This window comes from Streptomyces sp. B8-7, from assembly GCF_058833805.1.
In genome coordinates, this window is the sequence record NZ_JBYRRL010000001.1 from 358,365 (window position 1) to 373,544 (window position 15,180).

Annotated in this window: 12 protein-coding genes; 3 read left to right on the plus strand and 9 right to left on the minus strand. The window is 73.2% G+C overall.

Going from position 1 to position 15,180, the window contains the following annotated elements; all coding sequences use genetic code 11:
* Positions 1-46 precede the first annotated feature (46 nt).
* From AC5K6T_RS01575 to AC5K6T_RS01605, 7 genes are all read right to left on the minus strand, one after another.
* Positions 47-1,048 (minus strand): trypsin-like serine peptidase, encoded by a 1,002-nt coding sequence (locus AC5K6T_RS01575; RefSeq protein WP_493204941.1) that lies wholly within the window; start codon positions 1,046-1,048, stop codon positions 47-49.
* A gap of 565 nt (positions 1,049-1,613) precedes the next feature.
* Positions 1,614-2,024, minus strand: a complete 411-nt coding sequence (locus tag AC5K6T_RS01580) for a VOC family protein (RefSeq protein ID WP_493204943.1) — start codon at positions 2,022-2,024, stop codon at positions 1,614-1,616.
* A 107-nt stretch (positions 2,025-2,131) separates the two neighbouring features.
* The gene (locus tag AC5K6T_RS01585; protein WP_493204945.1) at positions 2,132-2,893 is read right to left on the minus strand and encodes a succinate dehydrogenase iron-sulfur subunit; all 762 of its coding nucleotides are present in this window, start codon (positions 2,891-2,893) and stop codon (positions 2,132-2,134) included.
* Positions 2,893-4,647, minus strand: a complete 1,755-nt coding sequence (gene sdhA / locus AC5K6T_RS01590; protein ID WP_493204947.1) for a succinate dehydrogenase flavoprotein subunit — start codon at positions 4,645-4,647, stop codon at positions 2,893-2,895. The genes AC5K6T_RS01585 and sdhA overlap by 1 nt, the downstream gene beginning before the upstream one ends.
* Positions 4,648-4,669: 22 nt before the next feature.
* Positions 4,670-5,152, minus strand: a complete 483-nt coding sequence (locus AC5K6T_RS01595) for a succinate dehydrogenase hydrophobic membrane anchor subunit (RefSeq protein ID WP_493204948.1) — start codon at positions 5,150-5,152, stop codon at positions 4,670-4,672.
* A 5-nt stretch (positions 5,153-5,157) separates the two neighbouring features.
* On the minus strand, positions 5,158-5,538 hold the full coding sequence (sdhC, locus tag AC5K6T_RS01600) for a succinate dehydrogenase, cytochrome b556 subunit (RefSeq protein ID WP_493204949.1): 381 nt from the start codon (positions 5,536-5,538) through the stop codon (positions 5,158-5,160).
* Positions 5,539-6,088: 550 nt separating this feature from the next.
* Complete coding sequence (locus tag AC5K6T_RS01605; RefSeq protein ID WP_493204950.1) at positions 6,089-6,649, minus strand: 2-oxo-4-hydroxy-4-carboxy-5-ureidoimidazoline decarboxylase; 561 nt, start codon at positions 6,647-6,649, stop codon at positions 6,089-6,091.
* A 274-nt stretch (positions 6,650-6,923) separates the two neighbouring features.
* Between AC5K6T_RS01605 and AC5K6T_RS01610 the strand changes: the two genes are divergently transcribed.
* Together AC5K6T_RS01610 and AC5K6T_RS01615 are read left to right on the plus strand one after the other, a co-directional pair.
* A complete protein-coding gene (locus AC5K6T_RS01610) occupies positions 6,924-8,588 on the plus strand; it encodes a beta-N-acetylhexosaminidase (protein WP_493204952.1) in 1,665 nt (554 codons plus the stop codon).
* Between the two features lie 155 nt (positions 8,589-8,743).
* The gene (locus AC5K6T_RS01615; protein ID WP_493204954.1) at positions 8,744-9,346 is read left to right on the plus strand and encodes a hypothetical protein; all 603 of its coding nucleotides are present in this window, start codon (positions 8,744-8,746) and stop codon (positions 9,344-9,346) included.
* A 904-nt stretch (positions 9,347-10,250) separates the two neighbouring features.
* Here AC5K6T_RS01615 and AC5K6T_RS01620 read toward each other — a convergent pair.
* A complete protein-coding gene (locus AC5K6T_RS01620) occupies positions 10,251-12,980 on the minus strand; it encodes an FG-GAP-like repeat-containing protein (RefSeq protein WP_493204956.1) in 2,730 nt (909 codons plus the stop codon).
* Between the two features lie 479 nt (positions 12,981-13,459).
* On the opposite strand from AC5K6T_RS01620, the gene rraA reads away from it, so the two are divergent.
* Entirely contained in the window at positions 13,460-13,942 is a 483-nt protein-coding gene (rraA, locus tag AC5K6T_RS01625; protein WP_493204957.1) for a ribonuclease E activity regulator RraA, read from the plus strand.
* 158 nt (positions 13,943-14,100) lie between these two features.
* Here rraA and AC5K6T_RS01630 read toward each other — a convergent pair whose 3' ends face one another.
* Positions 14,101-14,799, minus strand: a complete 699-nt coding sequence (locus AC5K6T_RS01630) for a hypothetical protein (RefSeq protein ID WP_493204959.1) — start codon at positions 14,797-14,799, stop codon at positions 14,101-14,103.
* Positions 14,800-15,180 lie beyond the last annotated feature (381 nt).

The window sequence follows — 15,180 nt, forward strand, 5'->3', positions numbered from 1 at the left end:
CGGGGGTGCGTTCGGGGGTGCCTTCGGGGGCGCCTCCGGGGCGTCGTCAGGAGGACTGCGCGGTCTGGTAGAGGTTCTGCGCGTCCGCGCCGAAGTACGGGCCGTACATCCGGTTCGGCAGGAAGTTGTACTTGAAGCTGTTCACCGAGGACTGCAGGCCGGTGCCGGTGGCCTCGTCGAACTGCGTGAACCAGGGGCCGCCGCTGGAGCCGCCGGTCATGTCGCAGGCCATGCCGTGGTCGCGGGAGAAGAGGAAGTCCCGGCTCGTGTTGCCGCTGCAGTAGATGAACTTCTCGCCGTCGTAGGGGGAGCCGGCCGGGAAGCCGAAGGAGTACATCGGGATGTTGTAGCCGGTGTTGAAGGCCAGCCCCTGCCCGCCGACGACGTCCGTCAGCGACTGCCCGCCCTGGGGGGACACCACCGCCGCGCCGATGTCGTAGTTGATGTCCTCGCTCGCGGTCCACTGCGGGGTGGACAGGGTCCTGGCGGCGCTCCACCGGCCGTAGGGGGCCTGGCCGTCGTGGTAACCCGGCACGAACACCCAGTCGGTGTGCCAGGCGCCGTCCAGCTTCACGCAGTGGCCGGCGGTGATGACCGTACTGCGGTTGGTGCTGGTGACCGCGTTGCCGGAGCAGGAGGCCGTGCGGCCCTGGTAGGTGAAGAACACCCGGCCCGCCGTGGAGACGACCCTGCCGCCGCCGGTCCAGGCCCCGCCGCCGTTGGGGAACGCCTGGACGCCGAGGTCGAGGCCCGGCCGGGCCGTGGTGGGCGGGACCGTGCTGGGCGTGCCCGCGCGGGGGGCGGCGCCGGCCGCGGCGTGCCTGCCCACGCTCAGCAGGTCCAGCGGCCTCGCCTCGCGCATCCGCTGCGGCGTCCAGAAGTCGCGCGCCTTCTGCTGCGCTGCGGCCGGGACGCGTGCTTCGGAGGGGCCGGGCGGGGCCGCGGGGGCGGCGGCCGCCGGGCCGGCCAGGACACCGGTGACGAGCAGCGCGGTGACGCCGGTCAGGGCGCCGAGGAGGGTTCCGGGTATGCGGGATATGCCTCGCACGCGAACTCCTTCTGTGTGGGGTCGAGCTGCGGGGGGCAGCGTGCCAACCTCGCCCCCATTTTGGAAGGGTGCATGTCAAAATCACGCCGGATCGCGCCACCTCGAAGGGGCCGCACCCGGAAGGGGCGCGGGGAACTGCGCGACCGGCCACGACGGCGCCGCAGCCGACCGGCGCCGTCGGGGAGGCTGCTCCCGGCGGGGTGCCCGGTGCGGGCCTGTGCGGGGTCGGCCGGGCGTGCCGGGCGGGGTCCACCGGCGGGGCCGCACCCGGAAGGGGCGCGGGGAACTGCGCGACCGGCCACGACGGCGCCGCAGCCGACCGGCGTCATCGGGGGGGGGGGCTGCTCCCGGCGGGGTGCCCGGTGCGGGCCTGTGCGGGGTCGGCCGGGCGTGCCGGGCGGGGTCCACCGGCGGGGCCGCACCCGGAAGGGGCGCGGGGAACTGCGCGACCGGCCACAACGGCGCCGCAGCCGACCCACGTCACCCGCGCCCCCCAGCGGAGCGCCCCCCAGCGGAGCGCCCCGCACCCGACCGCCTCCGCCTCGCCCCCGCCGGGCCGGCCGCCTCAAGGCCTCCGGCTCAGCTCCGGACGCTTGGTGTAGTCCGTGAACCCGATGACGTTGCCCCAGGGGTCGGCGACCTCCGTCGTCCACCCGGTCGCCCCGGAGAACGGCTCGTCCAGCAGGCCGACCCCGGCCTCCCGCAGCCTGCGTGCCGCCGTGCGCGCGTCCGGCACCTCCAGCCAGACCCGCACCGAGGGCCAGGGCGGCGGCCGGTGCCCCAGCCCGTCCTCCCGGCGGAGCAGCACGCCCGGCATCTCGCCGCCCACCCTCAGCAGGGCGATCCCGGCCTCGTCGAGCCGGAAGCCGAGCGTGAGACCGGCGCGCAGGTAGAAGTCCACGGCCTCGGCGAGATCCCCGACCGGGAGGAGGACGTGGTCGAACCCGAGCAGTTCGTACGACTCTTCGTCTGACATGTCGTCAGATTAGGTCCCCGGTGGCGCCGGGCGGCCGCAGGGGCGCGGAAAACGCCGGGGGCCCTGCTCCGGACGGAGCAGGGCCCCCGGCGCGGGGCTCCACCGGCTCAGAAGCGGCGCGTGATCAGCGCCTTCTTCACCTCGGCGATCGCCTTGGTGACCTCGATGCCGCGCGGGCACGCGTCCGTGCAGTTGAACGTCGTACGGCAGCGCCACACGCCGTCACGGTCGTTGAGGATCTCCAGGCGCTGCTCGCCGGCCTCGTCACGCGAGTCGAAGATGAAGCGGTGCGCGTTGACGATGGCCGCCGGGCCGAAGTACTGGCCGTCGTTCCAGAAGACCGGGCACGAGGAGGTGCAGGCCGCGCAGAGGATGCACTTCGTCGTGTCGTCGAAGCGCTCGCGGTCCTCGGCCGACTGCAGACGCTCGCGCGTCGGCTCGTTGGTCTCCCTGGTGATCAGGAAGGGCATCACGTCCCGGTACGCCTGGAAGAACGGCTCCATGTCCACGACCAGGTCCTTCAGGACCGTCAGGCCCTTGATGGGCTCGACCGTGATGGGCTTCTCGGGGTTGATGTCCTTGATCAGCGTCTTGCACGCCAGGCGGTTCTTGCCGTTGATCCGCATGGCGTCGGAGCCGCAGATGCCGTGCGCGCAGGAGCGGCGGAACGTCAGCGTCCCGTCCAGGTCCCACTTGATCTTGTGGAGGCCGTCGAGGACGCGCTCCTTGGGGTCGATCTCCAGCTGGAAATCCTGCCACGTCGCCTCGGCCGAGACCTCCGGGTTGAAGCGGCGGATCCGGAAGGTGACCGTGATGTAGGGGGACGCGGCGGCCTCCGCCTCGGCCTTGTCCAGAACAGGGGTTGCCATCAGTACTTACGCTCCATCGGCTGGTAGCGGGTCTGGACGACCGGCTTGTAGTCGAGACGGACGGTTTCCGACCCGTCGGCGCCGACCTCGCGGTACGCCATGGTGTGGCGCATGAAGTTGACGTCGTCGCGGTTGGGGTAGTCCTCGCGGTAGTGACCGCCGCGGGACTCCTTGCGGGCCAGCGCCGAGACGGCCATGACCTCGGCGAGGTCGAGCAGGTTGCCCAGCTCGATCGCCTCCAGCAGGTCGGTGTTGAACCGCTTGCCCTTGTCCTGGATCGCCACGTTCTTGTAGCGCTCGCGCAGCTCGGCGATCTTCTCGACCGCCGTCTTGATCGTCTGCTCGGTGCGGAACACCATGACGTTGGCGTCCATGGTGTCCTGCAGCTCGCGGCGCAGCTGCGCCACGCGCTCGGTGCCGGTGGAGGCACGCAGCCGCTCGATCTGCTCCTCGACGAACGTCGCCGGGTGCTCCGGCAGTCCGACGAACTCGGCCCGCTGCGCGTACTCGGCGGCGGCGATGCCCGCGCGCCGGCCGAACACGTTGATGTCCAGCAGCGAGTTGGTGCCCAGGCGGTTGGCGCCGTGCACGGACACGCAGGCCACCTCGCCGGCCGCGTACAGGCCGGGCACGACGGTGGTGTTGTCCGACAGCACCTCGCCCTCGACGTTGGTCGGGATGCCGCCCATGGCGTAGTGCGCGGTCGGCTGGATCGGGATCGGGTCCGTGTAGGGCTCGATGCCGAGGTAGGTCCGCGCGAACTCGGTGATGTCCGGCAGCTTGGCGTCCAGCTGCTCCGGCGGCAGGTGGGTGAGGTCCAGGAAGACGTGGTCGCCCTCGGGACCGCAGCCGCGGCCCTCGCGGATCTCCGTGTAGATGGAGCGGGAGACGACGTCGCGGGAGGCGAGGTCCTTCATGACGGGCGCGTACTTCTCCATGAAGCGCTCGCCGTCCTTGTTGCGCAGGATGCCGCCCTCGCCGCGGGCACCCTCGGTGAGCAGGATGCCCATGCGCCAGATGCCGGTCGGGTGGAACTGGAAGAACTCCATGTCCTCCAGCGGCAGGCCGCGCCGGTACACGGCGGCCTGGCCGTCACCGGTCAGGGTGTGCGCGTTGGACGTCACCTTGAAGAACTTGCCGCAGCCGCCGGAGGCGTAGATGACGGCCTTCGCCTGGAAGACGTGGATCTCGCCGGTGGCCAGCTCGTAGGCGACCACGCCGGCGGACTTCCGGACGCCGTCCTCCTCGGTGATCAGCTGGTCCAGGACGTAGAACTCGTTGAAGAACTCCACGCCCTCCTTGACGCAGTTCTGGTACAGCGTCTGGAGGATCATGTGGCCGGTGCGGTCGGCCGCGTAGCAGGACCGGCGGACCGGGGCCTCGCCGTGGTTGCGGGAGTGGCCGCCGAAGCGGCGCTGGTCGATGGTGCCGTTCGGGGTCCGGTTGAACGGCAGGCCCATCTTCTCCAGGTCGAGGACGGCGTCGATGGCCTCCTTCGCCAGGATCTCGGCGGCGTCCTGGTCGACCAGGTAGTCACCGCCCTTGACCGTGTCGAAGGTGTGCCACTCCCAGTTGTCCTCCTCCACGTTGGCGAGCGCGGCGGCCATGCCGCCCTGCGCTGCGCCCGTGTGGGACCGGGTGGGGTACAGCTTCGTCAGCACCGCGGTGCGGCTGCGCTTCGTCGACTCGATCGCGGCGCGCATTCCGGCGCCGCCCGCACCGACGATGACGGTGTCGTACTTGTGGATCTTCATCAGGTATTCCTCAGCCCCGTGCCTAGCGGATGTTCGGGTCGAAGGTGAAGATCACCAGCGTGCCCAGCAGGATGGTGAACACCGTGGCGGTGTAGAGCAGGCCCTTCAGCCACAGGCGGGTGTTCGGCCGCTCGGCGTAGTCGTTGATGACCGTGCGCAGGCCGTTGGCGCCGTGCAGCATGGCCAGCCACAGCATCCCGAGGTCCCAGACCTGCCAGAACGGGCTCGCCCAGCGGCCGGCCACGAACGCGAAGCCGATCTTGGAGACGCCGCCGTCCAGCACGAGCTGGATCACCAGGTGGCCGATGACGAGGACGACCAGCACGATGCCGGACAGGCGCATGAAGAGCCAGGCCGCCATCTCGAAGTTGCCGCGGGTCGAGCGCGGCGTCTTCTGGGTGCGCTTGCGGGGGGCCTCGATGAGGGGCGCCGGGTTGTCGACGCCGTAGAGGGGCTCGCCCTCCACGGGACCGATGCCGGAGGCCTTGATTTCAGTCGTGGACATGCGCGTCAGCTCCCGAACAGTTCACGAGCGGCGTGGCCGAGGACGGGGTAGACGGCACCGGCCATCAGCACCACCCAGAGACCCACGACGGACCAGAGCATCTGCTTCTGGAAGCGCGGGCCCTTCGACCAGAAGTCGACGGCGATGACGCGCAGACCGTTGAGCGCGTGGAACAGGATGGCGGCGACGAGGCCGTACTCCAGCAGCGCGACGATCGGCGTCTTGTACGTGGCCACGACGTTGTCGTAGGCCTCGGGGGAGACACGCACGAGAGCGGTGTCCAGTACGTGTACGAACAGGAAGAAGAAGATGAGGACGCCGGTGACTCGGTGAGCCACCCAGGACCACATTCCTTCCCGGCCGCGGTACAGCGTTCCAGCCGGCACGGAAGACCCTCCGGGAGCGGGGACTAGGGCCGCGCCGGCTTCACTGTCGGTCGGGCCCGGCCGGGTACGGTCCACCGGCCCCCAGCATCGTAGCGACGCGCTGCGGCCGGGCTGAGGCGGGGCCTGCCTCTGTGATCAAAGTGGCACGCGGACGGGTGATTTTCTGGGCATCTGCGGGGTTCTGCGGCGGAGGCCGGTCGCGTGCCGCGCACGGCCGGTCGCGCCTCGCGACGGAGCCGCGGACCCCGGCCCGGCGGCCGCCTCGTTCCGGCCGCTCCGCCCCGGCGGCCTCGTTCCTGCTGCCTCGCTCCTGCTGCCTCGCCCAGGCCCTCGCCGTGACCGGCCCCGCCCCGCCCCGCCCTGGCCGTGGGGCGGTCCGCCGCCCGGGGCCGTCTCCCCGGCCTGCCTCCCGGCCTGTCGCCGGGCTCGCGTCCGCCTCCCGGCCTGTCGCCGTGCTCGCGTCCGCCTCCCGGCCTGCCGTCGGGCGGCGGTCGGGCGGCGGTCGGGCGGGGCGGTCCGGGAGGCGGGGCCGTGGCCGGCCGGTGCGCCGTCAGCCGGTCCGCTGCCGGTCACCCCGCCGTGGGCCGGTCCGCCGCCGTCCGTCCGCCGCCGGCCCGCCCGGGGCGAGCCGCGCCGCCAGGCGGCCCCCGGCGAGCCGCCGCAGCTCCTCCGCCGCCAGCACCCGTTCGTCCTCGGGATCGTTCGCCAATCGTGACCGGATGGCCTCCAGGGTGCGGTCGGGCGCCTCGGCGGGCGGCGTGCCGTCCAGGCAGATCACGAAGGCGTGCCCGAACTTCGCCTCGTAGGCCGCGTGGGCCGCGCCCAGCGCCAGGTGCGCCGCCTCGTACGCGTCCTCCGGCAGCGCTGCGAGGGTCTCGCCCGCCAGGGCCTTTGAGAGGTCCGCGGGGGCCAGGTCGTAGGCGGCCTCGTCGGAGGCGGCCAGCAGGGAGCCCAGGTCGGGGTACGGCCGGTGCGCGGTCACCCGTTCGGCCCAGTGTGGGCTGTGCAGGCAGCCCAGCAGGATGCGGCGGGCCTCGGCGGCCGGGATCGAGTTGAAGCGCTCCAGCGGGGACGGCTCGGCGCGGATCTGCTCGGGAAGGAGACGAGTCACGTTTCGGCAGAAAGGGGTGGGAGAGCAGGAAAGGGGCAGGTGGGACGGCAGGTACGGGAGAAGGGAGGGCCGGCGGCGGGGCAGGGGAGGGCGGCGGGACGGCAACGGGGCGGCACGGGGTCCGGCGTCAGCGGGAGATGGTGCGAGAGATGCGTCACCACCGTATCGAGACCGGTCATCACCTGTCCGACGGATGCCCGAATTTCACCCGTAAGGGAGAGTTTTGGAATCTCGGATGGACCAGAGGCGCCCCGAACGGTCGTAGGTTGGCCCTGTGAGTCGGCACAGGCGCTCCCGGGCGAAGGCCCCGGCGCGAGCGGAACGGAACGGGTGGCAGCGGGCCCTGGCGGTCGGCGCGGCCGTCGCCGTGGTGGGCACGGGCGTGGGCGTCTGGGCCGCGTCCGGCGGTGACGGCGGCTCCCGGGCCACCGCCTCCCCGGGCGTCACCCGCACGAGCGACTCCGCCCGCTCCGGCGCGACGCCCTCGCCGAGCCCCACCCGGACCTACCCGCTCTCCCGCGCCCCGCGCACCATCCCCGCCGTGGACGGACACACCCCCGCCCGGGGGCCCGGCTGGAAGCCGCAGAAGGCCTACCGCGTCGTCGTCGGCGACGCCGCCCTCCGCGACGAGGGCCGCCTGCTCGCGGGCGAGCTGGGCCTCACCTACGGCGGGGACGCCGCGGACGCCGGGGACCCGCGCCCCGGCGACGTGCTGCTCACGCTCGGCGGCGGGGACGGCGGCGCGGAGTCGTACGCCATGACCGTCCGCGACGGGCGCGTCACCGTCACCGGACCCGGCGAGGCCGGCGTCTTCTACGGCACCCGCACCCTCAAGCAGATGGTGCGCGGCGAGGGCGCCGCACCCGAGGGCGTGGTGCGCGACCAGCCCGCCAAGCCCGTGCGCGGGCTGATGGTGGACATCGCGCGCAAGCACTTCACCGCCGGCTGGATCGAGGACCGCATACGCGAGCTCGGCGACCTCAAGTACAACCAGCTCGGCCTGCACTTCTCCGACGACCAGGGCTTCCGCATCGAGTCCGACACCCACCCCGAGATCGTCTCCGCGCAGCACCTCACCAAGGCGGAGGTACGCCGCATCGTGGCGCTGGCGGAGAGCAGGCACATCACCGTCGTGCCCGAGATCGACTCCCCGGGCCACCTCGGCGCGGTCATCGACGCCCACCCCGGCCTCCAGCTGCGCAACGCTCAGGGCGTGGCCGCCACCGGCGCCGTCGACATATCCGACCCGGCCGCCGCCGAGCTCGTCGACGACCTGCTCACCGAGTACGCGGAGCTGTTCCCCGGCCGGCCCTGGCACCTGGGCGGCGACGAGTACCGCGCCCTGACGGCCGCCGACCCCGAGGCCTCCTACCCGCAGCTCGCCGCCGCCGCCCGCAAGGCCTACGGCGCCCGGGCGGGCGTCGCCGACCTGGCCACCGGCTGGATCAACGACCGCGCCGCCACCGTCCGGAAGCTGGGCCGCGACCCGCGGGCCTGGAACGACGGCTTCCAGCGCGACACGCACGTCACCCCCGACCAGGACATCCAGGTCGCCTACTGGACGGGCAAGGAGATCGGGGCCCGGCAGCCCGCCGAGTACCTGTCGGCCGGCCGCAAGGTCGTCAACTACAACGACGAGTTCCTCTACTACGTCCTCGGCGAGCCGCAGACCTTCGTGTATCCCACGGGCGAGCGGATATACGGCCAGTGGACCCCGCGCGTACTGCGCGGCACCGAGGCCGTCCCCGCCCGCTACGACGGGCAGATCCTCGGCGCCACCTTCGCCGTCTGGTGCGACCTGGCCGGCTCGCAGACCCAGGCCCAGGTCGCGGCCGGCATCCGGATGCCGCTGCGGGCGACCGCGCAGAAACTCTGGGACGCCGACACCCCCGCCCTCAGCTGGACGGAGTTCCGCGCACTCGCCGACCGGCTGGACTGAACGCCGGCAGGCCTGGCCGAAAACATCCTCTTCCGGTTCCTTCCGGCACCCCGGCCGGCGCGGCACGCCGCCCCTGTGACACAACCGGGCCGTTACGCGCAGAAAGGGAAAGTGCGGGCTCCGTGACGGATGGCGCCCCGTCGAGGGAGGCGTGGATGAGTCTGGTGGAACTGATCGCGCAGGCCGACGAGCGCGGACTGGCCGCCAGCGGGCTGGCTTGTTTGGATCGGTGCGTGCCCCTGTTCGGCGACGCCGACGAGGAGCTGCTGCGCCCGCTGTGGGCCAGCCTCGCCGACGGCGCCGACCCGGACGCCTGGGGCGGCCTGCTGGAGGAGGTCCGCGCCAAGCTGGGCGTGCCGGACACCGGGGAGGACGAGGGCGGTCCGGACGAGGCCGCCGCCCTGGTGCGGAGGATGCTGGCCGCCGCCCCCGCCGCGCGCTCGGACCCCGCGCTGCGGGCCTGGGCGGACGCCTGCTCGGTCGCCTCGCTCCGGGTCCACCGGCTGCTCGATCCCGCCGACGGCCCGGCCGCGGACACCGCCGAGGACCCGGCCGGGAGCGTCGAGGCGCACCGCGAGGGCCGCACCGAGGGCATGTCGCCGCTCGTCCAGGCCGAGCTGCGCCGCCAGGCCGCCGTTCTGGAACTGCTCGCCGCGCACGGCGCGGCCGGGCTGCGGCGCGCCCTCGAGGTCAGCACCGAGGGCCGCCGGGTGCTGCGCGCGGTGGTCTCCCGCCGCAGCCGCAAGCAGGAGGCCTAGTAGGGCGTGTTTCGAAAGTAGCGTCGTCTGCCCGAAGGGCAGGCCTGGCGGCGTCTGGTGCGTGTTCGCAAGGCGGAGGGTCGCCCCGATACTGGATGTATCGGGGCGAGCCCGACAACGCGGCAAGCGTGCGTGCCAGACGCCGCCAGGCAGGCGGGACTTTCGAAACACGCCCTAGCCGGCCTGTCCGTGGGCGGGGCCGCCCGCGCGGGGCCCTGCGGGCGGGGGACCTTGCGGACGGGGGCCTTGCGGGGGCGGAGGCCCGGGCCCGGCCTCGGCGCCTGCCGGAGGAGGTCCGGGCCCGCCGGGTTCGTGGGTCGGCCTGACCGCTCCCGTACGCGGTCCGGTGGCCTGTACGAGGTGGCTCCGGTGTCCCGCACGCGGTCCGGTGCGCCGTGTGCGCAGGCCGGTGTCCCCGGGAGGTGCGCCGGGTTGTCCGGGGGTGGTGCCGTGCAGTGGCGTCGGTCGGCTGCGGCGCCGTCGTGGCTGGTCGCGCAGTTCCCCGCGCCCCTTCGGGGTGCTGCCTGACCGCGTGGGTGCGGGTTGGTGCCTGGGGGGTGTGCCGGTGTTCCCGGGAGGTGCGCCGGGTTGTCCGGGGGTGGTGCCGTGCGGTGGCGTCGGTCGGCTGCGGCGCCGTCGTGGCTGGTCGCGCGGTTCCCCGCGCCCCTGCGGGGTGCTGCCTGACCGCGCGTGTGCGGGTTGTGGCCGGTCGCGCGGTTCCCCGCGCCCCTGCGGCGTGGTGTCCGAGCGCGCGTACGCGGGCCGGGCCGCCCCGGACACGGCTCGGTGTCCGGTACGCCGGTCGGTGCCCCGGACGCGGGCCGGCCGGGACCCGCGGCGGGGCCCCGGCCGGCTCCCGGACGGTGCCGGGAGGTGCCGGGCCGGTGTCGGAGGGGCCGGCTCCTCAGGGCGCGAGCGTCCAGCCCAGCTGGCCGTCGGTCGGTGTGCCCAGGTACGTCTTGCTGTAGATCACCGCCTGGGACAGCCCGATGCCGGTGCTGTTGCTCGGCACGTACGTGAGGAGGCCGTCCCAGGTGTTCTCCCCCTTGGCACCGATGGTGAGGTCGGCACGTCCGTAGCCGGACAGGTCGGACAGCGACACCGACCACCCGAACTGGTCGTCCTTCTCCGTGCCGCCCGGGATGCCGGAGGTGTCCTGAGAGATGAACTTCCCGCCCGAGCCGGTCAGGCCCGAGGAGGTCCCCCGCAGCAGGGTGACCGCGCCCGCGTTGCCCCGGCGGACACCGCTGCGGTTGATGTCCTCGTACGGGGAGCCGACCAGGGCGTCCGTGTAGCCGTCGGCGTCGTAGTCGCCCAGCGACACGGAGGCGCCGAAGCCGTCGAGGTACTCGTCGGTGCCGGGCACCCCCGCGGAGTCCTGGTGGAGCACCTTCATGCCCTTGGTGGTGAAGCCGGAGGAGGTGCCGAACAGCATCGTGACCTGGCCGCCCTGGGCGCCGCCGGACTCCTTCGCGACGGCCTGGCCGATCACGATGTCGTCGTAGCCGTCGCCGTCGACGTCGCCCGCGGCGATCGACCGGCCGCCGCGGACGGAGAGCACGCCCGCCTTGGTCAGGCCGTTCGCGGAGCCCGCGAACCGCATCACGCGGCCGGTGCCGGAGGCATCCCGGTAGTTGAGCGCCAGGTCCGTGTAGCCGTCCCGGTTGAAGTCGCCGGTCGCGGCGTCCAGGTAGGACAGCGAGCCGGACGAGCCGGTGATCGTGCCGGACGTGAGGCCCTTGCCGGTCAGCCGGACGCGGTAGCTTCCGCCGTTGCCCTGGCCCCCGGCGAACACGTCGGCCAGGCCGTCGCCGTTGAAGTCGCCGACCGCGACGGCCGCGCCGAGGCCCGCCCCGGTCTCCTTGACCCCGGAGGTGGTGTAGGCCCAGCCCGTCGTCAGACCGGGGCCGTACAGCAGCGTGACCAGGCCGCGGTTCGGGTGGCCGTACGTGTCGTCCTCGCCGGGCGCGCCGATCGCGAGGTCGGCGTAGCCGTCGCCGTTGACGTCGCCCCAGGCGGTCGACCAGCCGAACCCGTCGCCGCTCTCGGTCTTGTTGAGGACACCCTTGCTGTTCTGGGTGATCACCCTGCGCGCCGACTTCACCGGCCCCTCGACACTGCCGGGCACGATGACGACCCGCTCGCCCTTCGGGGTGCCCGCCACCAGGTCGCCCACGCCGTCCCCGTTGTAGTCCGAGGTGGCCAGCGCGTGCGAGACGCCCGGCAGCCCGGCCAGGGTGCGGATCAGCCCGAGCTTGCCGTACAGGTGGGCGCCGGGGCAGGCCGTGGCGTTGGTGTCGCGGTGGCCGAGCACGCGCGGCATCTCGACCTGCCGGCCCTCCTCGTACTTGTTGCCGCTGTAGCCCTTGGGGGCGCGCGACGTCAGCGTGACCCGGCCTGCCGGGTCGATGCCGTACATGCCGAACTTCCAGGCGATGACACGCGCGATCGCGTCCATCGCGGCCCGGCTCGGGCGGGCGGTCTCGTAGTTGCCGATGTAGGAGATGCCGAGCGTGTCGGTGTTGAAGCCCGCGTCGTGCGCGCCGACCACCGGCAGGTCCATGCCGCCGCTGCGGCCCTCGAAGATCTGCCCGCACCGGTCGACGACGAAGTTGTAGCCGATGTCGTAGTAGCCGCGGCTGAAGTGCTCCTGCTGGATGGTGCGCATCCGGGCGCGGGACTCCGCGCACGACACCTGGTTGTCGGAGTCCACCCCGGTGTGGTGGACGACCGCGGCCTTGATGCCGTCGGAGTAGGACGGCGTGCCGTCGTAGTCGGTCGACGCGCCCCACTCCGCCTGTGTGATGATCGGCGGCTTGGCCACGGTGGAGGGGCGCGGCGCGGGCACGGTGGGCGTCGGCTCGGGCTCGGCCTCGTCCGCGGCGGCGTCCGCGGAGCCGTCCGGGCCGTCCGCGTCCGGCGCGGCCTGCTGCGCGGCGGGCGGCGCGTCGGACGCGCCGGACGCGCCGGACGCGCCGGGAGAGACGGTCCCGGAGGCGGGCGCCGCTTCCGCGGCCGTCTCGGTGCCCGCGTCGGTCACCCCGGTCGACCCGGCCGCCTCGGTGGCGGTCGGCGCCGCGCTCTGTGCCGCGCTCTGAGCCGTGCTCTGTGCCCTGGTCTGAGCCGTGGTCCGCGCCGTGAAGGCGGCCGGCTCCAGGGCGGTGACCGGGGCGCCCTCGGGCTCGCTGCCGGGGTCGAGCAGCTTGACGTCCATGCCGGCGGGCTGCCCGGTGGCCTCGGTGCCGTCGGCGTTCACCAGCCGGACCTCGACGCCGTCGGAGTCGCCGGTCCACACCGACTCGGTGCCGCCGCGCAGGGCCGCGCGCTCGCCCTCCGTGCCGTCGGCCTGGCTGGGCTCCGCCTCCACCGTCCGCCACCCCGACCACGCCCCGGTCTCGGCGTCCCGGGTCCGCACCTGCGGCGTGCCCTCGGCCTGCCGGTCGGCGTCGTCCCAGGTGAGCAGGACCGCGCTGAACCGCTGCGTGGTACGCCGGTTCAGGCCCTTGCGGCCGCGGCCCTCGTCGGCGAGCTTGAGCGTGTGGATGGCCGCGCGGCGGTGCCGGGACTTGGCGTCCGACGCCGCCGGCTCGTTCGCGGAGGCGTAGGTGACGACGCCGGCGCCGCCCAGGACCACGGCTCCGATCGTCAGCCAGGCTCTCCGCCTCAGGCGCAGCGGTCTGCGCGCATGGGCCTTTCGAGGACTCAAATCTCCCACCCCTAGAAGAAGATCTCGGACGTGTCGACGGCCTTCCGACGCCACGGGGACCAGGTGCGGACGACACTTCTCCGGATCTCTCCGGATCTCTCCGGATCTCTCCGGGCACGACGGCCCGCCGAGGTGTCACCCGCATCGCAACCACAGACTCCTGGGCCGTGAGATGGTTGTGCGGCCGATCCGCGCGCGGTGTGTGGGATCGGTCACCCGGTCCGGCGGGCGGACGGGCGAAGACCGCCGGACGGTACCGTCTGCCCCGGGGCACCGCGCACGCGTCCGGGGCACCGCGCACGCGTCCGAGAGACTGCGCACGCGCGCCGCCGCACACGGGCCGCGCACGCCCCGGAACGCCCCCGCGCAAGCCCAGCAGCCGCCCGCTCCCACCGTGAGGTAGCACCATGCCCGAGGCCCCCGTCCCCACGGCCGACCTGGTCGACCGGTACGGCACCGCACTGCGCGTCTGCGACGTGCAGTTCCGCCAGTTCGGCGGTGTCCGCTCCTTCGCCGGCCCCGTACGGACCGTCTCCTGTCACGAGGACAACGGCCTGCTGCGCGAACTGCTGCGGACCCCGGGCGAGGGCCGCGTGCTCGTCGTCGACGGGCGAGCCTCCCTGCGCACGGCGCTGGTCGGCGACCTCATCGCCGGATCCGCCCGGGACAACGGCTGGGCCGGCCTCGTCCTGCACGGCGCGGTACGGGACGCGGTCGCGTTGGCCGGACTGGAACTCGGCGTCAAGGCCCTCGGCACCACCCCGCGCAAGAGCAGCAAGGCGGGCGAGGGCGCCGTGGACGTCCCCGTCACCATCGGCGGCGTCACCTTCCGTCCCGGCGACGTCCTGCACGCCGACGAGGACGGCGTCGTCCTCCTGCCGGACGCCTGACGCGTGCGGAGTCGGTCCGACACCTCGCAGCGCTGAGCAGGCCTGGCGCAGTCCGCTGCGGTCCGGCAGCGCCCTGAGACGCGGGGAACTGCGGGGCCTGCCACGACGGCGCCTCGGTGGACCGACTCCACATCGCGGCATGCCCTCCGGCGGAGCGCTCAGCAGGCGTTCTCCGTGAGCTCGTCCCCCGGGATCGGGATCTTCGTGCCGCAGCCGGTCATGGCCCACTTCAGTTCGAGGACGTACCGACCGCCGTCGGCCACATAGTCGATCGAGGCACGCGGTACGTGCCCGCCCTCCTTGCCGAACTTCATCACGAAGACGAGTTCGGTGTAGCCGTTGTCGCCCTCGGCGTCCCCGCACGACTGGGTGATGCGGTGGCCGTTGATCTTCGAGGTGAAGGTGCCGGCCTCGGCCTTCCCGAACTCCTCGAACCTGGGAGGACGGCCGAGCGCGGTGGTGAACGGGGAGGTCTCCTCGGTGAGCGAGCCGTCCTCGGCCAAGGCGAGCTCGTCCTTCCGGACGGTCCTCAGCAACGTGCGCACCTCAAGCGGCTCGACATCCGCCTCGTAGTCGATGCTGCGCAGGGATATCTCGTCCCCCGGCGTGCGAGCACACAGGAGGAACGAACCGAAGCTTCCGTACCAGGGGACCGTCTCCGGTGCGTACAGACTGGAAATGCCTTCGCCGGAGCCGGCGGAGAGCGGGCCGCCCTTGCCGGAGTCGTCGTGGTGAACGCGCCCGAGGGAATCCGCGTCGGAGCATCCGGTCGCCAGCAGTGCGCAGGCGACGGAGAGAATCCCCGTCACGACGAACGCCGTGCGCCGTGAGTCCCGCCCTTGCGCGACATCACTCATCGGTCGTTCCCCCGTACGTGTCGGTGCCGGCGCCGGTACGACCGACGCCCGTCGGTGCGTGGTCAGTCACCGAAGGTGATCAAGATAGGTCCGGAACCGCCCGATCCGGGAGGGGCCGCCGCTCATCTTCACCGATCACAGAGCATCTGTTGAGCTTCGGCGGCCCGGGTGCTTCGAGGAGAAGTCGGCGCCCCGGCGCGCATGCCACGGGACGGCTCCCGCCAGGGCCGAGGGCCTGCGGCCGGCCGCAGCCGCCGGCGACCGGGATGCCCGGACGCCCGGCTGCGGACGGACCTGGTGATGCGGCGGGGCCGAGTCGTGGGAGGCAGCGGCGGGGCCGTGTCCGTGCCGGGGCGGGGCCGGAAGGACCGCGTCGGCCAG

Bases quoted from the DNA above. Each gene is read 5' to 3' on its own strand.
- AC5K6T_RS01580 (WP_493204943.1), bottom strand. From the start codon at position 2,024: ATGTCAGACGAAGAGTCGTACGAACTGCTCGGGTTCGACCACGTCCTC.
- AC5K6T_RS01585 (WP_493204945.1), bottom strand. From the start codon at position 2,893: ATGGCAACCCCTGTTCTGGACAAGGCCGAGGCGGAGGCCGCCGCGTCC.
- sdhA (WP_493204947.1), bottom strand. From the start codon at position 4,647: ATGAAGATCCACAAGTACGACACCGTCATCGTCGGTGCGGGCGGCGCC.
- AC5K6T_RS01595 (WP_493204948.1), bottom strand. From the start codon at position 5,152: ATGTCCACGACTGAAATCAAGGCCTCCGGCATCGGTCCCGTGGAGGGC.
- AC5K6T_RS01615 (WP_493204954.1), top strand. From the start codon at position 8,744: ATGAGTCTGGTGGAACTGATCGCGCAGGCCGACGAGCGCGGACTGGCC.
- rraA (WP_493204957.1), top strand. From the start codon at position 13,460: ATGCCCGAGGCCCCCGTCCCCACGGCCGACCTGGTCGACCGGTACGGC.
- AC5K6T_RS01630 (WP_493204959.1), bottom strand. From the start codon at position 14,799: ATGAGTGATGTCGCGCAAGGGCGGGACTCACGGCGCACGGCGTTCGTC.